Genomic DNA, 19580 nt, shown 5'->3' on the forward strand with positions numbered 1-19580 from the left:
ATTCTCTTTGGTGACAAAGGCTTATGAGGTGTTTTTTATGAGTGAAGCGAAGCATTCCCGCCTGATTATCCTGGGCTCCGGCCCTGCCGGTTACAGCGCGGCAGTTTATGCCGCCCGCGCCAACCTCAAGCCGGTTGTCATTACCGGCATCCAGGCAGGCGGCCAGCTCACCACCACCGTCGAAGTGGATAACTGGCCAGGCGACGTTGAAGGCCTGACCGGACCGGTGCTGATGGATCGCATGCAAAAACACGCCGAACGCTTTGCCACCGAGATCGTTTACGACCACATCCATACCGCCAAGTTGCAACAACGACCGTTCGAGCTGATCGGCGATGGCGGCACCTACACCTGCGACGCCTTGATAATTGCCACCGGCGCCTCCGCGCAATACCTGGGCCTGCCGTCGGAAGAAGCGTTCGCCGGCAAAGGGGTTTCGGCGTGCGCGACCTGTGATGGATTTTTCTATCGCAATCAAGTGGTTGCCGTGGTCGGCGGCGGCAACACGGCGGTCGAGGAAGCCTTGTACCTGTCGAACATCGCCAAAGAAGTGCACCTGATCCATCGGCGCGACAAACTGCGCTCGGAGAAAATCCTCCAGGACAAACTCTTTGAAAAGGCCGCCAACGGCAATGTTCGCCTGCACTGGAACCAAAACCTGGACGAAGTGCTCGGCGATGCCAGCGGCGTGACCGGTGCCCGCCTGCGGGACAGTCACACGGGTGAAACCCGGGAGCTGTCGCTGGCCGGGGTGTTTATCGCCATCGGCCATAAACCCAACACCGACCTGTTCACAGGCCAGCTGGAAATGCGCGACGGGTATCTGCTGGTCAAGGGTGGCAGCGAAGGCTATGCCACCGCTACGGCGATTGCAGGTGTGTTTGCCGCCGGTGACGTGGCCGACCACGTTTATCGCCAGGCCGTTACATCTGCCGGTGCCGGTTGCATGGCGGCGCTGGACGCTGAAAAATACCTGGACGACATTCCAACCGTTTGAAGGCAAACTTTATGGCGGGCCAACACCCGCCACTGCCCTCCCCTTCTGCAAGCCCGGATGCCATGCTGACTTGGTTACAACGCAATACCTTGCATTTCCCTCCACTGGAAAAGGCCATGCGCGACCCCAACGGGCTGCTGGCTGCCGGTGGTGATCTGTCCGCCGATCGGCTGATCTCGGCTTATCGCCACGGCTGTTTCCCCTGGTTCTCCGAGGGCCAGCCAATCCTCTGGTGGTCTCCGGACCCGCGTACGGTGCTGTTTCCCGACGAATTGCACGTCTCGCGCAGCCTGAACAAACTGCTACGCCAGCAACGCTATCAAGTGACCTTTGACCAGGACTTCGCCGCCGTCATCCGCGCCTGTGCCGCGCCCCGGGATTACGCCGACGGCACCTGGATCACGGAGGCCATGCAGGACGCCTACATCGAACTGCACAGGCGTGGCCACGCGCACTCGGTGGAAGTGTGGGACGGGGACGAACTGGTGGGCGGACTCTACGGCCTGGCAATGGGCCAGCTGTTTTTCGGTGAGTCCATGTTCAGCCTCGCTGACAACGCCTCGAAATTCGGCTTTGCCACACTGGTGCGGCATCTGAAAGACTCGGGTTTTGTACTGATCGATTGCCAGATGCCCACCGATCACCTGCACAGTCTCGGAGCCCGGGCGATACCCCGCCATGAATTTGCCAACTATCTGGCCAGGCATCTGGACCAGCCCAATCGCGCTAGCTGGGTTTGCTGAGCGACTTTTGCGCAGGTGGCTTACACTTATTCAAAAGCATTATCCCGAGGGTTGATCATGACCGAGTTGGCGCGATTGAAGTTTTATGCCACTCAGCCGCACTCTTGCAGTTATCTGCCGGAGGAGCAGGCCACAACCCTGTTCCTCGATCCTAGCCAGCCCATGGATGTGCATGTCTATGCAGACCTGTCGGAGATGGGGTTTCGTCGCAGTGGCGATCATCTCTATCGGCCGCATTGCCAGAATTGCAATGCCTGCGTTCCGGCGCGCATTCCCGTGGGACAGTTCACGCCCAACCGGCAACAGAAACGCATCTTCAAGCGCAACGTGGATTTGCAGGTACGTCCAGCCAAGCCCGGCTTCAACGAAGAATACTTCGACCTCTACCAGCGCTATATCGAACAGCGTCACGCCGATGGCGACATGTACCCGCCGAGTCGTGACCAGTTTTCGACATTCCTGGTGCGGGACCTGCCGTTTTCAAGATTTTATGAATTTCGCCTGAATGGCCGGCTGCTGGCCGTCGCCGTCACCGATTTACTGCCGAACGGTCTTTCGGCGGTCTACACCTTCTACGAACCCTCCGAAGAGCGTCGCAGCCTTGGGCGCTATGCGATCCTGTGGCAAATCGCCGAGGCCAGGCGGCTAGGGCTGGATGCGGTCTACCTCGGCTACTGGATCAAAAACTGCAAAAAAATGAACTACAAGACTCAATATCGCCCTATCGAGTTGCTGATTAATCAGCGCTGGGTGGTTCTAAACTAGAGCAGACCCTAAACCCCTTGGCTTAAACCCCATTTTTCGGGCACAATGCACGCCGCTTTTGCCTGGCGCAGTTGCACCGGGCCATTCATTGGACACCGAGGGCTTTACTGCATGTCGAAAGAAGACAGCTTCGAAATGGAAGGCACTGTCGTCGACACCCTGCCCAACACCATGTTTCGTGTGGAGTTGGAAAATGGGCACGTCGTAACCGCGCACATCTCCGGCAAGATGCGCAAGAACTACATCCGTATTCTTACCGGCGACAAAGTGCGCGTAGAGCTGACTCCTTATGACTTGAGCAAAGGGCGCATCACTTACCGCGCTCGATAAGGTTGGAGCGAGCTTGCTCGCGAAAAACCTGACGGTACCGCGTCAAGTCAGAGTCCCCGCATCATCATTGACGAACATCGCGAGCAAGCTCGCTCCTACAGAGATAGGGCTCACTCGCTAAGCAAGTCAATACAAAACGCCCGGCTTATGCCGGGCGTTTTTGTTTGTCTGTAATTTACCTCCCCCCTGTAGGAGCGAGCCTGCTCGCGAAAAACCCGAGGGCGCCACGTGAAACCAGACTTCCCGCGTCATCGTTAACGACCATCGCGAGCAGGCTCGCTCCTACAGACAGCGGATATGCCGATCAACAGACAGCAAAAAGGCGCCTTTCGGCGCCTTTTTGTTTTGCTTTTGAACGTCAGGCCATCTCGGCCGTGGTCTCGAACTCGAAGGTCAGCTCCCCGTCCTTGATGTCGATGTGTACCACACCGCCATGCTCGGCCAGTTCGCCAAAGAGAATCTCCTCCGCCAGCGGACGCTTGATCTTGTCCTGGATCAGGCGAGCCATTGGGCGAGCCCCCATCGCCGCGTCATAACCACCTTCGGCCAGCCAGTTGCGGGCCGCATCGGTGACTTCCAGCAACACTCGCTTGTCTTCCAGTTGCGCCTGAAGCTCGGTAAGGAACTTGTCCACCACGCTCTTGATAACCTCATGACTGAGGCGACCAAACTGGATGATGGTGTCCAGACGGTTGCGGAATTCCGGCGTGAAGCTCTTCTTGATCACTTCCATCGCATCGGACGAGTGATCCTGATAGGTGAAACCGATCGAAGCGCGGGCTGCAGTCTCGGCACCGGCGTTGGTCGTCATGATGACGATCACGTTACGGAAATCCGCCTTGCGCCCGTTGTTATCGGTCAACGTACCGTGGTCCATGACCTGCAGCAGCAGGTTGAAGACTTCCGGATGCGCCTTTTCGATTTCATCGAGCAACAACACGCAGTGTGGCTGCTTGGTAATGGCTTCGGTGAGCAGACCGCCCTGATCGAACCCGACATAACCAGGAGGCGCACCGATCAGACGCGATACGGTGTGGCGCTCCATGTACTCGGACATGTCGAAACGAATCAACTCGACACCCAAGGCCTTGGCCAACTGACGCGCCGCTTCGGTCTTACCGACACCGGTAGGCCCTGCGAACAGGAACGAACCGACAGGCTTGTCAGGGGACTTGAGGCCGGCACGGGACAGCTTGATCGCAGTTGCCAGCGAGTCGATAGCGGCATCCTGACCGAACACGGTCAACTTCAGGTCACGCTCCAGGTTACGCAGCAGCTCCTTGTCGGAACTGGTGACGTGTTTTGGCGGAATGCGCGCGATTTTCGCGACGATGTCCTCGACTTGCGGCACTTCGATGCGCTTCACACGCTTCTCGACCGGTTGCAGGCGCTGATAGGCACCCGCCTCGTCGATGACATCGATGGCCTTGTCCGGCATATGACGGTCATTGATGTAACGCGAGGCCAGTTCGGCAGCCGCGCGCAGGGCCTCATCACTGTATTCGATATTGTGATGGCTTTCGAAACGCCCTTTCAGGCCGCGCAGAATGCCAATGGTGTCTTCCACCGAAGGCTCCGACACATCGACCTTCTGGAAGCGCCGGGCCAAGGCACGGTCCTTCTCGAAGATGCCGCGGAATTCCTGGAAGGTGGTTGAACCGATGCAACGGATATCACCCGAGGACAGCAGCGGCTTGAGCAGGTTCGAGGCATCCATGACGCCACCGGACGCGGCACCCGCACCAATGATGGTGTGGATCTCGTCGATGAACAGAATCGCCTGCGGACGTTTTTTCAGTTCATTGAGCAACGCCTTGAAGCGCTTCTCGAAATCGCCACGGTATTTGGTCCCGGCCAGCAACGCGCCGAGATCAAGAGAGTAAACCACGCTGTTGGCCAGCAGGTCCGGTACCTGGTCGTCGACAATGCGCTTGGCCAGGCCTTCGGCAATCGCGGTTTTACCCACGCCCGCCTCGCCCACCAGCAGCGGATTGTTTTTGCGCCGACGCGCCAGGATCTGCGCAACGCGCTCGACTTCCAGCTCACGCCCCACCAGCGGATCGATGCGACCCTGGCGCGCGAGTTCGTTGAGGTTGCTGGCATAAGCATCCAGGGGATTGCCTGAGGAAGAAGACTCACCGCCCTCGTCGTCCTGCATATCTTGCTCACCTTCAGAGTGATCGCCATGCCCCGGCACTTTGGAAATGCCATGGGCGATGTAGTTGACGACATCTATACGGGCAACGCTCTGCTGTTTCAGCAGGAACACCGCCTGACTCTCTTGCTCACTGAAGATCGCGACCAGCACGTTGGCGCCAGTCACTTCGCGTTTGCCCGAGCTCTGTACGTGAAACACAGCACGTTGCAGTACACGCTGGAAGCCCAGGGTTGGCTGGGTTTCGCGATCCTCGTCATGCACGGGGATCAATGGCGTGGTGGAGTCGATGAACTCCTGCAGGTCATGCTTGAGTTTGTCGAGGTTTGCGCCGCACGCACGCAGAACGGTGGCGGCAGCCTCATTGTCCAATAGGGCCAGCAAGAGGTGCTCGACGGTCATGAACTCATGACGCTTCGAACGAGCTTCCTTGAAGGCAAGATTGAGGGTGACTTCGAGCTCGCGGTTTAACATAGCTTCACCTCATACCCAAGTGTCCGGCGATTAACCGTCCTTCTCGATTTCACAGAGTAGCGGATGCTGGCTTTCCCTGGCGTACTGGTTGACCTGCATGGCCTTGGTCTCGGCGATGTCGCGGGTAAACACTCCACATACTGCCCGTCCTTCTGTGTGGACGGCCAGCATGACCTTGGTCGCCAGCTCGCGATTCAGGTTAAAAAACACCTCGAGCACTTCGACGACGAAATCCATCGGTGTGTAGTCATCATTGAACAAAACCACCTTGTACATCGGCGGCGCCTGTAAAGCAGGCTTGGCCTCCTGAACAGCAATGCCTGCGGAATCGTCGTCGTGTTCCTCCGGGCGATCCTTCTGGAGAGTCGGGCGATCCTGATTGAATGTTAGTCGAATCTGGCTGATTGCATGCATGGAAAGAAAGGTTCGTCAGTTGTTCAAATACAGTGGTGGGGGCGGCTATCAGCGATTTCAACTCCGACTGCCGGGTCAGCTTGACTATCGGCAAAACGGTGTTACAACCAATAGAGCCCACAGTGGGTAAAAAAGGTCCGCGGAGTCAATCTTATTTACAGATTCGACTGCGGATGTACTGGATGATACTCCAGTGATGGAGTCTGTTGCAGAGGGAGTTGGGTATGTCAGGCGGCAAGGTCAGCGGCAAGGTCAAATGGTTCAACAATGCCAAGGGTTACGGTTTCATCAATGAGGACGGCAAGACAGAAGACCTGTTTGCCCACTACTCCGCCATCCAGATGGAAGGTTATAAAACCCTGAAAGCCGGACAAGCTGTCGTATTCGATATCATCCAGGGCCCCAAAGGCCTGCACGCGGTCAACATCGGCAACCCGGCGGGCGCTTCGAAAGCAACGGCATCCGCCCCGCAACAGACCGTTACAGTGTAAGTCCACACCGTCATAGCGCCATAAAAAAACCGCCTGACTCATCTACTTGAATCAGGCGGTTTTTGTGTGCCTGCGTTTTCTTACATGTGCGAGATCAGCGCATCACCGAAGCCGGAAGACGACACCAGTTTCGCGCCCTCCATCAGACGCTCGAAGTCATAGGTCACGGTCTTGGCGGAAATCGCGCCGTTGGTGCCCTTGATGATCAGGTCGGCCGCTTCGGTCCAGCCCATGTGGCGCAGCATCATTTCAGCCGACAGGATCAACGACCCTGGGTTGACCTGGTCCTTGCCGGCGTACTTCGGCGCCGTACCGTGGGTGGCTTCGAACATGGCGACGGTGTCGGACAGGTTGGCACCCGGCGCAATACCGATACCGCCCACTTCCGCCGCCAGGGCGTCGGAGAGGTAGTCGCCGTTCAGGTTCAGGGTCGCGATCACATCGTACTCGGCCGGGCGCAGCAGGATCTGCTGGAGCATGGCATCGGCGATGGCATCCTTGACGATGACGTTCTTGCCGGTTTTCGGGTTCTTGAACTGCATCCACGGGCCACCGTCGAGCAGGGTCGCGCCGAACTCTTCAGCCGCCACTTCGTAGGCCCATTCCTTGAAGGCACCTTCGGTGAACTTCATGATGTTGCCTTTGTGTACGATGGTCAGCGAATCGCGATCGTTGTCGACCACATATTGCAGGGCCTTGCGCGCCAGACGCTTGGTGCCCTGCAGGGACACCGGCTTGACGCCGATACCGCAGTTCTCGTCGAAACGGATCTTGGTAACGCCCATTTCTTCTTTCAGGAACTTGATGACCTTGGTGGCTTCCGGCGTACCGGCCTTCCACTCGATGCCCGCATAGATGTCTTCGGAGTTCTCGCGGAAGATGGTCATGTCGACATCGCCTGGCTTCTTGACCGGGCTAGGCACGCCTTCGAACCAACGCACCGGGCGCAGGCAGACGTACAGGTCGAGTTGCTGACGCAGGGCCACGTTCAGGGAACGGATGCCGCCACCGACCGGGGTGGTCAGCGGGCCCTTGATGGAAACCACGTAATCCTTGACCGCGTCCAGGGTTTCCTGAGGCAGCCAGGTGTCCTGATCGTAAACCTGAGTCGCTTTCTCCCCGGCGTACACTTCCATCCAGGAAATCTTGCGTTCGCCACCGTAGGCCTTCTTAACAGCAGCATCGACAACCTTGATCATGACCGGGCTGATGTCGACACCAATGCCGTCACCTTCGATGAAGGGGATGATCGGGTTATTAGGAACATTGAGAGAATGGTCTGCATTGACGGTGATTTTGTCGCCGACGGCTGGAACCTGAATCTTCTTGTAACCCATGCTGAACTCCATTGATTGGATTGAACATCTGGCTTGGTTCGAGCGTAACCCAGTTGAATCGGCGCGCAAACCCTATGTTCCATCGATCTGGCGCAAAGCCTTGCAACTCGCGCGCTACAAGCCTGAAAGCAAAGGGAAAAGCGCCAAAACCAAGCACGACGAGTGACCTTACGCCCTGCTCGCCCCTGCGACCTTTAGACCAATGGACGACATTCGTTGCATATGAACCATCGGCAGATTGCCAGCTACCTATGTATAATGCCGCCCGCTGACCACAGGGTCACGACGGCTGAAGTGCTCTACGATGAGACTTTCCGCCCGGCAAGCCGGCCTGTTATCGCAGTCCGGCTACTTGACGCCCTACTGATGCACCCAACATCACAGCAACGAAACCTCGATATTCGGCTCATGGATGACTTTGAACGAACGCGCTTACCCGGCGCCCTCGAGTTTCTGCGCACGCTTTAGCAAAGAAGAGAGAGTTAATCCGAATATGCCCACCCGCTCGAAGATCATCTATACCTTCACCGACGAAGCTCCTGCCCTCGCCACCTATTCACTGTTGCCTATCGTAGAGGCGTTCACCGCCTCGGCTGATATCGCCGTTGAAACCCGCGATATCTCTCTTGCAGGGCGCATCCTGGCCAGCTTCCCCGAGCAACTGGGTGACAAAGCCGTAGCCGACCACCTCGCCGAACTGGGCGCCCTGGCCGTTACGCCTGAAGCCAACATCATCAAATTGCCGAACATCAGCGCCTCGGTTCCGCAACTGCAAGCCGCGATCAAAGAGCTGCAAGCCCAGGGCTACGCACTGCCGGACTACCCGGAAACCGTGACCTGCGACGCCGACAAGGAAGCCAAGGCGCGTTACGACAAGATCAAGGGCAGCGCCGTGAACCCGGTCCTGCGCGAAGGCAACTCCGACCGCCGCGCACCGTTGTCGGTCAAGAACTACGCACGCAAGCACCCGCACAAAATGGGCGCTTGGGCCAAGGACTCCAAGTCCCACATCGCGCACATGAGCAACGGCGATTTCTACGGCAGCGAAAAAGCCGCCCTGATCGACGCCGCTGACGCCGTGAAAATCGAGCTGATCGCCCAAGACGGCACCGCTACCGTCCTGAAAGAAAAGACCAGCGTACAAGCCGGTGAGATCCTCGATTGCGCGGTACTGAGCAAAAACGCCCTGCGCAGCTTCATCGCGGCTGAAATCGAAGACGCCAAGGCACAAGGCGTGCTGCTGTCGGTTCACTTGAAAGCCACCATGATGAAGGTCTCCGACCCGATCATGTTCGGCCAGATCGTTGCCGAGTTCTATAAGGACGCACTGGCCAAGCACGCTGACGTGCTGGCACAGATCGGCTTCAACCTGAACAACGGCATCGGTGACCTGTACGCTCGCATCAAGGCTTTGCCTGCCGAGCAGCAAGCGCAGATCGAAGCTGACATCCAGGCGGTCTACGCCGTTCGCCCTTCCCTGGCGATGGTCAACTCCGACAAAGGCATCACCAACCTGCACGTGCCGAGCGACGTGATCGTCGACGCCTCGATGCCGGCCATGATCCGTGACTCCGGCAAGATGTGGGGCACCGACGGCCAGTTGCACGACACCAAAGCCGTGATCCCTGACCGTTGCTACGCCACCATTTACCAGGCCGTGATCGAAGATTGCAAAGCCAACGGTGCGTTCGATCCGACTACCATGGGCAGCGTGCCGAACGTTGGCCTGATGGCGAAGAAAGCCGAAGAGTACGGCTCTCACGACAAGACTTTCCAGATCAAGGCTGACGGCGTTGTTCGCGTCACCGACAGCAAGGGCAACCTGCTGATGGAACAGGCTGTAGAAGCCGGCGACATCTTCCGCATGTGCCAGACCAAAGACGCGCCGATCCAGGACTGGGTCAAACTGGCCGTCAACCGTGCTCGCGCCAGCAGCACCCCGGCGATCTTCTGGCTGGACCCGATGCGCGCCCACGACGGCGTAGTGATCGAGAAAGTTCAGGCTTACCTGAAGGACCACGACACTGCCGGCCTGGACATCCAGATCATGGCACCGGTCGACGCGATGAAGTACACCCTGCAGCGCACCCGCGCCGGCAAGGACACCATCTCGGTAACGGGCAACGTACTGCGCGACTACCTGACCGACCTGTTCCCGATCATGGAACTGGGCACCAGCGCCAAGATGCTGTCGATCGTGCCGCTGATGAACGGCGGTGGCCTGTTCGAAACCGGCGCCGGCGGCTCGGCTCCGAAGCACGTTCAGCAACTGCTGGAAGAAAACTTCCTGCGCTGGGATTCGCTGGGTGAATTCCTGGCCCTGGCCGCGTCCCTGGAACACCTGGGCGTGACCTACAACAACCCCAAGGCGCTGGTTCTGGCCAAGACCCTGGACCAGGCCACCGGCCAGTTCCTGGACAACAACAAGTCGCCATCGCGCAAAGTCGGCAACATCGACAACCGCGGCAGCCACTTCTATCTGGCGCTGTACTGGGCTCAGGCCCTGGCTGCCCAGACCGAAGACGCTGCACTGCAAGCGCAGTTCGCGACCCTGGCCAAGACCCTGACCGAGAACGAGGCGACCATCGTTGCCGAACTCAACGCCGTTCAGGGCAAGCCAGTGGACATCGGCGGTTACTACCACGCCGACGCCGAACTGATCAGCAAGGCCATGCGCCCAAGCGCAACCTTCAACGCGGCTGTCGCTGCGCTGGTTTAAGGTTGTAAGGGAACATCACAAACCCCGGCCCTGTGCCGGGGTTTGTGCTTTCAGACCTTACACACACCCCATGTGGGAGCGGGCTTGCTCGCGAATGCGGTTTATCATTCAACATCGATGTTGACTGACCCACCGCTTTCGCGAGCAAGCCCGCTCCCACATTTGACTGTATTTCAACACTGGAAACCGAGGAAACCATATGGATTGGCAACCCCACATCACCGTCGCCACCATCGTCGAAGACAACGGCCGCTTCCTGATGGTCGAGGAACTCAAGCACGGACGCGTGGTGCTCAATCAGCCCGCCGGCCATCTGGATCCGAACGAAACCCTGACCGAAGCCGCCGTGCGCGAAACCCTCGAGGAAACCGGCTGGGACGTCGATCCGACCGGCGTACTGGGCATTTACCTCTACACCGCCCCGAGCAATGGCGTGACCTACCAGCGGGTCTGCTTCATCGCCAAACCACTGAAACACCACGCGGATTATCAACTGGATGACGGCATCGTCGGCGCCAAGTGGTTGACCCGTGAGGAATTAATCGAGCAGCGCGACAACTGGCGCAGCGAGCTGATCATCCGCTGCATCGACGACTATCTGGCAGGCCAACACTTCGGCCTCGAATTGATCCGTCCTTCTCTTTAGCCTTGCGAGCCTGAGCCTGCTAGAATCGCGTCCTTTTTCAAGACACTCATTGAATCCCTATGCGTGATCCAGCCCCTTCTGACACACAAAAGAAGCGCGTCATTGTCGGCATGTCCGGCGGCGTGGACTCTTCCGTTTCCGCCCTCCTGCTGATCGAGCAGGGTTATGAGGTGGAAGGCCTGTTCATGAAGAACTGGGAAGAAGACGATGGAACGGAATACTGCACCGCCATGGATGACCTGGCGGACGCCCAGGCCGTGTGCGACAAGATTGGCATCAAGCTGCACACCGCCAACTTCGCCGCCGAGTACTGGGACAACGTGTTCGAGCATTTTCTGGCCGAATACAAGGCCGGACGCACGCCGAACCCGGACATCCTGTGCAACCGCGAAATCAAGTTCAAGGCGTTCCTCGACTACGCCATGATGCTTGGCGCCGACCTGATCGCCACCGGCCACTACGTGCGTCGCCGCGACATCGATGGTCGCACCGAACTGCTCAAGGGCCTGGACCCGAACAAGGACCAGAGTTACTTCCTGCACGCCGTCGGTGGCGAACAGATCGCCAAGACCCTGTTCCCGGTCGGCGAGCTGGAAAAACCGCAAGTGCGCGCCATTGCCGAGAAGTACGAGCTGGCGACCGCGAAGAAAAAGGATTCCACCGGGATCTGCTTTATCGGCGAACGCCGCTTCAGCGACTTCCTCAAGCAATACCTGCCGGCCCAACCGGGCGAGATCAAGACCACCGAAGGCGAAGTCATCGGTCGTCACCACGGCCTGATGTACCACACCATCGGCCAGCGTCAGGGCCTGGGCATCGGCGGCCTGAAAGACGCCGGCGACGAGCCGTGGTATGTGCTGATCAAAGACCTGGAACACAACGAACTGATCGTTGGCCAGGGCAATGATCACCCTTACCTGTTCTCCCGCGCCCTGCTCGCCTCGGACATCTATTGGGTCAACCCGATCGATTTGACCGAGCCGCGCAAACTGACCGCCAAGGTGCGTTATCGCCAGAGCGACCAGCCCTGCACCCTGGAAAAAACCGCCACCGGTTATCGCGCGACCTTCGATGATCCGCAACGCGCGGTCACTCCGGGCCAGTCCGTGGTGTTCTATGACGGTGAAATCTGCCTCGGCGGCGGCGTGATTGAAGTAGCCGAGCCGTGGACGAGCAAGGGCCAGGCCCTATGAACCCGATTCAGGAGCAACTGACGGCACTGGGCGGGGTGTTTCTCGCCGCGGTGCTGGTGGACAGGATCGCCAAGACCGGCCAGACCAACGAAGCCGGCCTGAGCTGCATGCTCGGCAGCCTGCTGATCCGCGACCCCAAGGACACGCTGGAAGTCTATGGTGGCGACGACATCAACCTGCGCGAAGGCTACCGCGCGCTGATCGGTGCCCTCGAACGCGACCCAAGTGCCCTGCAGCGCGAGCCACTGCGTTATGCCCTGGCCATGCTCGGCCTTGAGCGTCAACTGGCCAAACGCGGCGACATGCTCGACGTGATCGGCAAACGCCTGCCGCAGATTCAGTCCCAGGTCGAACACTTCGGCCCGGCCCACGAAAACGTGATCGCCGCCTGCGGTGCGCTGTATCAGGACACCCTGAGCACGCTGCGCCAGCGCATTCAGGTGCACGGCGACATGCGCAACCTGCAACAACCGAGCAACGCCTCGAAAATTCGCGCCCTGCTGCTGGCCGGCATTCGCTCAGCACGCCTGTGGCGGCAATTGGGCGGTCATCGCTGGCAACTGGTGATCAGCCGCCGCAAATTGCTCAAAGAGCTTTACCCCTTGATGCGTAACGAATAACCCGCATCGACAGAACCGAACTCAGCAATACGCGTAATACGCCGGTCAGTTGGCGACGGACCGGCGGATTTTTTCATGTATGATACGCGCCCCATTTCGTTGCCCGACTGTCCGAGAACACCCCATGCAGCTTTCTTCGCTCACTGCGGTTTCCCCTGTTGACGGCCGCTACGCCGGCAAAACCCAGGCCCTGCGCCCAATTTTCAGCGAGTACGGCCTGATCCGTGCCCGCGTTCTGGTTGAAGTGCGCTGGCTCCAGCGCCTGGCCGCTCACCCTGCCATCAGTGAAGTGCCGGCGTTCTCCGCCGAAGCCAACGCTGTGCTCAACACCCTGGCGGAAAACTTCTCTCTGGAGCACGCCGAGCGCGTCAAAGAGATCGAGCGCACCACCAACCACGACGTCAAGGCCATCGAGTACCTGCTCAAAGAGCAAGCGGCCAAGTTGCCGGAGCTGGCCAAGGTCAGTGAATTCATCCACTTTGCCTGCACCAGCGAGGACATCAACAACCTGTCCCACGCCCTGATGCTGCGCGAAGGCCGTGATGACGTGATGCTGCCGCTGATGCGCCAGACTGCCAACGCCATCCGCGAACTGGCCATCCGTTTCGCCGACGTGCCGATGCTGTCGCGCACCCACGGTCAGCCGGCCTCGCCGACCACCCTGGGCAAAGAGCTGGCGAACGTGGTTTACCGCCTGGAGCGCCAGATCGCTCAAGTCGCTGCCGTTCCGCTGCTGGGCAAGATCAACGGCGCTGTCGGCAACTACAACGCCCACCTGTCGGCCTACCCTGAGATCGACTGGGAAGCCAACGCCCGCGCCTTCATCGAAGACGAGCTGGGCCTGGGCTTCAACCCGTACACCACGCAGATCGAACCGCACGACTACATTGCCGAGCTGTTCGACGCGATCGCCCGCTTCAACACCATCCTGATCGACTTCGACCGCGACATCTGGGGCTACATCTCCCTGGGTTATTTCAAACAGCGCACCATCGCTGGCGAAATCGGTTCGTCGACCATGCCGCACAAGGTCAACCCGATCGACTTCGAAAACTCCGAAGGCAACCTGGGTATCGCCAACGCACTGTTCCAGCACCTGGCGAGCAAACTGCCGATCTCCCGCTGGCAGCGCGACCTGACCGACTCCACCGTACTGCGCAACCTCGGTGTCGGCTTCGCCCACAGCGTGATCGCTTACGAAGCCAGCCTCAAGGGCATCAGCAAGCTTGAGCTCAACGAGCAGAAGATTGCCGCCGACCTGGACGCCTGCTGGGAAGTACTGGCCGAGCCGATCCAGACCGTGATGCGTCGCTACAACATCGAAAACCCGTACGAAAAGCTGAAAGAACTGACCCGCGGCAAGGGCATCAGCCCAGAAGCGCTGCAGACTTTCATCGACGGCCTGGACATGCCAGCCGCCGCCAAGGCCGAGCTGAAATTGCTCACCCCGGCGAACTACATCGGCAACGCTGTAGAACAAGCCAAACGCATCTGATCGACCGCTAGACCCTTTATAAGACGCCCGGCCGCGCCGGGCGTTTTTATTCCCGTCTGAAAAGTGCATTTTTTCAATAGGTTACACATGAATCCTGATATTCCTCTTCAACTTCTGGGCGGCATCACGGCACGGGAATTCCTGCGCGACTACTGGCAGAAAAAGCCGCTGCTGATCCGTCAGGCCATTCCTGATTTCGAAAGCCCGATCGACGCCGACGAACTGGCCGGCCTGGCGCTGGAAGAAGAAGTCGAATCGCGACTGATCATCGAGAATGGCGAGCGCCCATGGGAACTGCGTCGCGGCCCGTTCGCCGAAGATGAATTCAGCAAGCTGCCTGAAACTGACTGGACCCTGCTGGTTCAAGCCGTGGATCAGTTCGTCCCGGAAGTCAGCGAACTGCTGGAAAATTTCCGCTTTCTGCCGAGCTGGCGCATCGACGACGTGATGATCAGCTACGCCGCACCGGGTGGCAGCGTTGGTCCGCACTTCGACAACTACGACGTGTTCCTGCTGCAAGGCCACGGCAAGCGCAACTGGAAGATCGGCCAGATGTGCAACACCGAGAGCCCGATGCTGGCCCACGCCGACCTGCGCATCCTCTCCGAATTCGAAGCCACCGATGAATGGGTGCTGGAACCGGGCGACATGCTCTACCTGCCACCGCGCCTGGCCCATTGCGGCGTTGCCGTTGATGAATGCATGACCTACTCGGTCGGCTTCCGTGCACCGAGCGCCGCTGAAGTGCTGACCCACTTCACCGACTTCCTCAGCCAGTTCCTGTCGGACGAAGAACGCTACACCGACGCCGACGCCTTGCCGACCGCCGATCCTCACCAGATCCAGCGCGACGCACTCGACCGCCTCAAAGGCCTGCTGGCCGAGCACATGAGCGACGAGCGCCTGCTGCTGACCTGGTTCGGCCAGTTCATGACCGAGCCACGCTACCCGGAACTGGTGGTGGGCCCGGAAGACGTCGAAGAAGAGGACTTCATGTCCGCCCTGGAACAAGGCGCGATCCTGATTCGCAACCCGAGCGCACGCCTGGCGTGGTCTGAAGTCGATGACGACCTGCTGCTGTTCGCCAGCGGCCAGAGCCGTTACCTGCCGGGCAAACTGCGCGAATTGTTGAAGATGATCTGCGCCGCCGACGCGCTGCACGCCGACAACCTTGGCGACTGGCTGAGCGACGAAGACGGTCGCGGGCTGCTGTGTGAACTGGTCAAGCAAGGAAGCCTGGGGTTTGCCGATGAATAAGATTCACGTACGTGTCGCAGACTGGCAGAAGGACAACGCCGAGATCCGGCGCATTCGTGAGACGGTGTTCGTCGCCGAGCAATCCGTTCCGCCCGAGCTGGAATGGGATGCCGATGATGTAACGGCCGTGCATTTCCTCGCCCTCGAAGGCGACTTTCCGATTGGCACCGCCCGCCTGCTGCCTGACGGTCACGTCGGCCGGGTATCGGTACTCAAGGACTGGCGCGGCCTGAAAGTCGGCGATGCGCTGATGCAAGCAGTGATTGGTGAAGCCGAAGAGCGCGGGCTGAAGCAGCAGATGCTCAGCGCCCAGGTACAAGCCACGGCGTTCTATGAACGGCTGGGCTTTCACATGGTCAGTGAGGAGTTCCTGGAAGCCGGGATTCCGCACGTGGACATGGTTCGCCATTCGGCATAAGGCCCAGGTGCCGCCATCGCGAGCAAGCTCGCTCCCACATTGGATTTGTGAGTTGCTGAAGATTTCAGCAACACCATCGATCCCTGTGGGAGCGAGCTTGCTCGCGATGGCGGCCTGAAGAACACCACAAAACGCCCCGCTATCTTCGGATACCGGGGCGTTTTGCTGTCTACGATTCAACTTACCCCACCCCGGGCCGACAAACTGTAGGAGCGAGCCTGCTCGCGATGGTCTTGAGAACACCGCGGGGGTGTCAGACTTCCAGCATTATCGTTCACGCCCATCGCGAGCAAGCTCGCTCCTACAAACCCCGGGCCGACAAAGTGGCAATATCAAGCCTTTAGAACGCGGAGATAACGGACATGTCCCTACGCACCCTGCTCACCACCCTACTGCTCGGCTGCAGTTTTTCGGTGCTGGCTGCCACAGAAATCATCCCCCTCAAATACCACACCAGTGCCGACCTGCTGCCGGTGGCGCAGGATTTCGTCGGCAAGGACGGACAGGTCAGCGCCTATGGCAATCAATTGATCGTCAACGCCGATCAACGCAAGATCGACGAACTTAAAGCCCTTCTTTCCCAACTCGACACCGCACCCAAGCGCTTGCTGATCACCGTCGACACCAGCGACAACAACTTCCAGGGTGACCAGGGTTATTCGGTGAACGGCGCCAAGCCAAGCCAGACCCGCATCATCAACTACACCACCGACAGTCGTGACGGCGGCATTCAGCAGGTGCAGGCCAGCGAAGGCACACCGGCGCTGATCCAGGTCGGCCAGAGCGTGCCGCTGACCAGCTCGCAGACCGATTCCTACGGCGACCTGCGCAGCCAGACCGAATACCGCAACGTCACCCAGGGCTTCTACGTCACCGCAAACGTCACCGGCGACATCGTCCACCTGTCGATCAGTACCAACCGTGACCGCATGAGCCAGGAACGTCCCGATGTAGTGAACGTACAAAGCACCGACACAACCGTCACCGGCCACCTCGGCGAGTGGATCCTGCTGGCCGGGGTCAACGGCCAGACCCAGGCCGACAAACAGGGCCTGACCCGCAGCTACTCGACCCAGAGCCGCAACGACATGACTTTGCGGGTGAAAGTCGACACCTTGGACTAAAGCACCAAAAACTGACTGACTAGTCGTATTAGACCAAAGATGTAGTGCCTTAAAAAAAGCACTACAAAACGTTTGACGAGCCAAAAAAGCGAAGGCATGATGGCCTCGCTCCCGCTAATCAGAGGCCCTGGCAAGGGCCTTCGAGGCGATGTTCGCACCTACCCCGCGAACCGCTTCGTGTCTGTACCGCCCACAAGGTGTGTTTGACGAGGTTGTCGACTGGAACGAAGTTGTCCCGAGGGACGGAAGCGTAATAGGTAACCCGGCACCACACTGATGTTCGCACCAAGGCCCACGACGCCCGAATGCGCCCGCAGTTCGCCTTTACCTGCTCACTTCCCCTCGAGCCGATCGTTCATCCCGTCGCCCTCCCCGCCGAATCCGACTTGACCGCTTAAGCTTCTGGTCAGCGAGCGCAGGAATTTTCCACCGCAGAACAACTTTTCATAAAGACGCGACGAGGTTTATCTCCCATGGCACTGACACGCGAACAGCAAATTGCAGCCCTCGAAAAAGACTGGGCTGAAAACCCGCGCTGGAAAGGCGTGACACGCACTTACTCCGCTGCTGACGTCGTCCGCCTGCGTGGCTCGGTTCAACCTGAGCACACTTTTGCAAAAATGGGCGCCGAGAAGCTGTGGAACCTGGTGACCCAGGGTGCCAAGCCAGCCTTCCGTCCTGAGAAAGATTTCGTCAACTGCATGGGCGCCCTGACCGGCGGCCAGGCTGTGCAACAAGTCAAGGCCGGCATCCAGGCGATCTACCTGTCTGGCTGGCAAGTGGCTGCGGACAACAACTCCGCCGAATCGATGTACCCGGACCAGTCGCTGTACCCGGTGGACTCGGTTCCAACCGTGGTCAAGCGCATCAACAACTCGTTCCGTCGTGCCGACCAGATCCAGTGGAAAGCCGGCAAGAACCCGGGCGACGACGGCTACATCGACTACTTCGCGCCAATCGTGGCTGACGCCGAAGCCGGTTTCGGTGGCGTACTGAACGCTTACGAGCTGATGAAGAGCATGATCGAAGCAGGCGCCGCCGGCGTTCACTTCGAAGACCAGCTGGCTTCCGTGAAGAAATGCGGCCACATGGGCGGCAAGGTACTGGTTCCTACCCAGGAAGCCGTACAGAAGCTGACCGCCGCCCGCCTGGCTGCTGACGTTGCCGGTACTCCGACCATCATCCTGGCCCGTACCGACGCTAACGCCGCTGACCTGCTGACGTCCGACTGCGACCCGTACGACCAGCCATTCGTGACTGGCGAACGTACCCAGGAAGGTTTCTACAAAGTGCGCGCCGGCCTGGATCAAGCCATCGCCCGTGGCCTGGCCTACGCTCCGTACGCCGACCTGATCTGGTGCGAAACCGCCAAGCCGGATCTGGACGAGGCTCGTCGCTTCGCTGAAGCGATCAAGAAGGAATACCCGGACCAACTGCTGTCGTACAACTGCTCGCCTTCCTTCAACTGGAAGAAAAACCTGGACGACGCGACCATCGCCAAGTTCCAGCGCGAACTGTCCGCCATGGGTTACAAGCACCAGTTCATCACCCTGGCCGGCATTCACAACATGTGGCACAGCATGTTCAACCTGGCGCACGACTACGCCCGCAACGACATGACTGCCTACGTGAAGCTGCAAGAGCAGGAATTCGCTGACGCTTCCAAGGGCTACACCTTCGTGGCGCACCAGCAGGAAGTGGGCACCGGCTACTTCGACGACATGACCACCGTGATCCAGGGTGGCTCGTCCTCGGTAACCGCACTGACCGGTTCGACTGAAGAAGAACAGTTCCACTGATCTGCTTCGCCTGAGACATCAGCCGCTGCGGGCCGAATAGAAAGCTAACCGCAGCGCTGCACCTCTGACGCCCCGACTGGTTCGGGGCGTTTTTTTGCCTGCGATTCAATGAGCGCCCCCCCTGTAGGAGCGAGCCTGCTCGCGATGAACCTGAGGACGCCGTGGGGTGTCAGGCCCCCAGCGTCATCGTTGACCACCATCGCGAGCAGGCTCTCTCCTACAGGGGATGGTGGTGACCTGGAAAAACATTGATCCAGAGCGCTACGACCGTCAGAAAAATCCGCTAAAACGCTCTCCGCCGCTACTTGCTGTAACGCCCATATAAGACAACTTCCGGAGTATCCGAAGGATAAGCAGTTTAAAAACCAAGCCAAACAATATTGATTATCATTTAGCGCCAACTATGTTCGTTACATTCCCTACAAAACATAATTGACGAAATGCCGGCTAATGCCCAAGGCGCAAGGCCTGCGGGGCTTTTGAAGCGCGCTATGTCCTTATTCCTATAAATAATTTCGCTATAGGAATTTTACTTGCCGGGTGTTTAGCCATAAAATCAGCGGGATTGATTGCTGCGACATATCGTCACTGCTTTTGTTTCTT

The 19580-nt window shown here is 58.9% G+C and carries 18 protein-coding genes; 15 read left to right on the forward strand and 3 right to left on the reverse strand.

Annotated features, from left to right (window positions below; genetic code table 11):
* Positions 1–37: 37 nt before the first annotated feature.
* From trxB to infA, 4 genes are all read left to right on the forward strand, one after another.
* On the forward strand, positions 38–997 hold the full coding sequence (trxB, locus tag KGB29_RS04635) for a thioredoxin-disulfide reductase (RefSeq protein ID WP_150814747.1): 960 nt from the start codon (positions 38–40) through the stop codon (positions 995–997).
* Positions 998–1059: 62 nt separating this feature from the next.
* On the forward strand, positions 1060–1740 hold the full coding sequence (gene aat, locus KGB29_RS04640; protein WP_057714170.1) for a leucyl/phenylalanyl-tRNA--protein transferase: 681 nt from the start codon (positions 1060–1062) through the stop codon (positions 1738–1740).
* 57 nt (positions 1741–1797) lie between these two features.
* A complete protein-coding gene (locus KGB29_RS04645; RefSeq protein ID WP_057714169.1) occupies positions 1798–2505 on the forward strand; it encodes an arginyltransferase in 708 nt (235 codons plus the stop codon).
* A 111-nt stretch (positions 2506–2616) separates the two neighbouring features.
* Positions 2617–2835 (forward strand): translation initiation factor IF-1, encoded by a 219-nt coding sequence (gene infA, locus KGB29_RS04650; RefSeq protein ID WP_002553999.1) that lies wholly within the window; start codon positions 2617–2619, stop codon positions 2833–2835.
* A 358-nt stretch (positions 2836–3193) separates the two neighbouring features.
* Here infA and clpA read toward each other — a convergent pair whose 3' ends face one another.
* Positions 3194–5464, reverse strand: coding sequence for an ATP-dependent Clp protease ATP-binding subunit ClpA (clpA, locus tag KGB29_RS04655; RefSeq protein ID WP_057714168.1), 2271 nt, complete (start codon positions 5462–5464; stop codon positions 3194–3196).
* A gap of 30 nt (positions 5465–5494) precedes the next feature.
* Positions 5495–5878 carry an ATP-dependent Clp protease adapter ClpS gene (gene clpS / locus KGB29_RS04660; protein WP_020799529.1) on the reverse strand — a complete coding sequence of 128 codons (384 nt, stop codon included), beginning with the start codon at positions 5876–5878 and terminating at the stop codon, positions 5495–5497.
* 224 nt (positions 5879–6102) lie between these two features.
* On the opposite strand from clpS, the gene cspD reads away from it, so the two are divergent.
* The gene (gene cspD / locus KGB29_RS04665) at positions 6103–6369 is read left to right on the forward strand and encodes a cold shock domain-containing protein CspD (RefSeq protein ID WP_150812623.1); all 267 of its coding nucleotides are present in this window, start codon (positions 6103–6105) and stop codon (positions 6367–6369) included.
* Positions 6370–6449: 80 nt separating this feature from the next.
* Here cspD and icd read toward each other — a convergent pair whose 3' ends face one another.
* Entirely contained in the window at positions 6450–7706 is a 1257-nt protein-coding gene (icd, locus tag KGB29_RS04670) for an NADP-dependent isocitrate dehydrogenase (RefSeq protein ID WP_007972065.1), read from the reverse strand.
* On the opposite strand from icd, the gene KGB29_RS04675 reads away from it, so the two are divergent.
* The 10 genes from KGB29_RS04675 to aceA all read left to right on the forward strand — a co-directional run bounded on the left by KGB29_RS04675 (position 7705) and on the right by aceA (position 18977).
* Positions 7705–7872 (forward strand): hypothetical protein, encoded by a 168-nt coding sequence (locus KGB29_RS04675; protein WP_167362871.1) that lies wholly within the window; start codon positions 7705–7707, stop codon positions 7870–7872. The genes icd and KGB29_RS04675 overlap by 2 nt on opposite strands.
* 327 nt (positions 7873–8199) lie before the next feature.
* Positions 8200–10425 carry an NADP-dependent isocitrate dehydrogenase gene (locus KGB29_RS04680; protein WP_150812622.1) on the forward strand — a complete coding sequence of 742 codons (2226 nt, stop codon included), beginning with the start codon at positions 8200–8202 and terminating at the stop codon, positions 10423–10425.
* 199 nt (positions 10426–10624) lie between these two features.
* The gene (locus KGB29_RS04685) at positions 10625–11071 is read left to right on the forward strand and encodes an NUDIX hydrolase (protein WP_150812621.1); all 447 of its coding nucleotides are present in this window, start codon (positions 10625–10627) and stop codon (positions 11069–11071) included.
* Positions 11072–11130: 59 nt separating this feature from the next.
* Entirely contained in the window at positions 11131–12264 is a 1134-nt protein-coding gene (gene mnmA / locus KGB29_RS04690) for a tRNA 2-thiouridine(34) synthase MnmA (RefSeq protein ID WP_150812620.1), read from the forward strand.
* Entirely contained in the window at positions 12261–12884 is a 624-nt protein-coding gene (gene hflD / locus KGB29_RS04695) for a high frequency lysogenization protein HflD (RefSeq protein WP_057714163.1), read from the forward strand. The genes mnmA and hflD overlap by 4 nt, the downstream gene beginning before the upstream one ends.
* 124 nt (positions 12885–13008) lie before the next feature.
* On the forward strand, positions 13009–14379 hold the full coding sequence (gene purB, locus KGB29_RS04700) for an adenylosuccinate lyase (RefSeq protein ID WP_007972090.1): 1371 nt from the start codon (positions 13009–13011) through the stop codon (positions 14377–14379).
* An 87-nt stretch (positions 14380–14466) separates the two neighbouring features.
* Entirely contained in the window at positions 14467–15636 is a 1170-nt protein-coding gene (locus KGB29_RS04705; RefSeq protein WP_008053451.1) for a cupin domain-containing protein, read from the forward strand.
* On the forward strand, positions 15629–16054 hold the full coding sequence (locus KGB29_RS04710; protein ID WP_150812619.1) for a GNAT family N-acetyltransferase: 426 nt from the start codon (positions 15629–15631) through the stop codon (positions 16052–16054). Before KGB29_RS04705 ends, KGB29_RS04710 begins: the two co-directional genes overlap by 8 nt.
* Positions 16055–16416: 362 nt before the next feature.
* Positions 16417–17178 (forward strand): secretin N-terminal domain-containing protein, encoded by a 762-nt coding sequence (locus KGB29_RS04715; RefSeq protein WP_150812618.1) that lies wholly within the window; start codon positions 16417–16419, stop codon positions 17176–17178.
* A 473-nt stretch (positions 17179–17651) separates the two neighbouring features.
* Positions 17652–18977 carry an isocitrate lyase gene (gene aceA, locus KGB29_RS04720; protein WP_034146910.1) on the forward strand — a complete coding sequence of 442 codons (1326 nt, stop codon included), beginning with the start codon at positions 17652–17654 and terminating at the stop codon, positions 18975–18977.
* Positions 18978–19580: the final 603 nt, after the last annotated feature.

It is taken from the genome of Pseudomonas sp. BF-B-30 (assembly GCF_019956305.1).
Lineage (GTDB): Bacteria > Pseudomonadota > Gammaproteobacteria > Pseudomonadales > Pseudomonadaceae > Aquipseudomonas > Aquipseudomonas jessenii.

Bases quoted from the DNA above. Each gene is read 5' to 3' on its own strand.
- trxB (WP_150814747.1), top strand. From the start codon at position 38: ATGAGTGAAGCGAAGCATTCCCGCCTGATTATCCTGGGCTCCGGCCCT.
- aat (WP_057714170.1), top strand. From the start codon at position 1,060: ATGCTGACTTGGTTACAACGCAATACCTTGCATTTCCCTCCACTGGAA.
- KGB29_RS04645 (WP_057714169.1), top strand. From the start codon at position 1,798: ATGACCGAGTTGGCGCGATTGAAGTTTTATGCCACTCAGCCGCACTCT.
- infA (WP_002553999.1), top strand. From the start codon at position 2,617: ATGTCGAAAGAAGACAGCTTCGAAATGGAAGGCACTGTCGTCGACACC.
- clpA (WP_057714168.1), bottom strand. From the start codon at position 5,464: ATGTTAAACCGCGAGCTCGAAGTCACCCTCAATCTTGCCTTCAAGGAA.
- clpS (WP_020799529.1), bottom strand. From the start codon at position 5,878: ATGCATGCAATCAGCCAGATTCGACTAACATTCAATCAGGATCGCCCG.
- cspD (WP_150812623.1), top strand. From the start codon at position 6,103: ATGTCAGGCGGCAAGGTCAGCGGCAAGGTCAAATGGTTCAACAATGCC.
- KGB29_RS04675 (WP_167362871.1), top strand. From the start codon at position 7,705: ATGCTGAACTCCATTGATTGGATTGAACATCTGGCTTGGTTCGAGCGT.
- icd (WP_007972065.1), bottom strand. From the start codon at position 7,706: ATGGGTTACAAGAAGATTCAGGTTCCAGCCGTCGGCGACAAAATCACC.
- KGB29_RS04680 (WP_150812622.1), top strand. From the start codon at position 8,200: ATGCCCACCCGCTCGAAGATCATCTATACCTTCACCGACGAAGCTCCT.
- KGB29_RS04685 (WP_150812621.1), top strand. From the start codon at position 10,625: ATGGATTGGCAACCCCACATCACCGTCGCCACCATCGTCGAAGACAAC.
- mnmA (WP_150812620.1), top strand. From the start codon at position 11,131: ATGCGTGATCCAGCCCCTTCTGACACACAAAAGAAGCGCGTCATTGTC.
- hflD (WP_057714163.1), top strand. From the start codon at position 12,261: ATGAACCCGATTCAGGAGCAACTGACGGCACTGGGCGGGGTGTTTCTC.
- purB (WP_007972090.1), top strand. From the start codon at position 13,009: ATGCAGCTTTCTTCGCTCACTGCGGTTTCCCCTGTTGACGGCCGCTAC.
- KGB29_RS04705 (WP_008053451.1), top strand. From the start codon at position 14,467: ATGAATCCTGATATTCCTCTTCAACTTCTGGGCGGCATCACGGCACGG.
- KGB29_RS04710 (WP_150812619.1), top strand. From the start codon at position 15,629: ATGAATAAGATTCACGTACGTGTCGCAGACTGGCAGAAGGACAACGCC.
- KGB29_RS04715 (WP_150812618.1), top strand. From the start codon at position 16,417: ATGTCCCTACGCACCCTGCTCACCACCCTACTGCTCGGCTGCAGTTTT.
- aceA (WP_034146910.1), top strand. From the start codon at position 17,652: ATGGCACTGACACGCGAACAGCAAATTGCAGCCCTCGAAAAAGACTGG.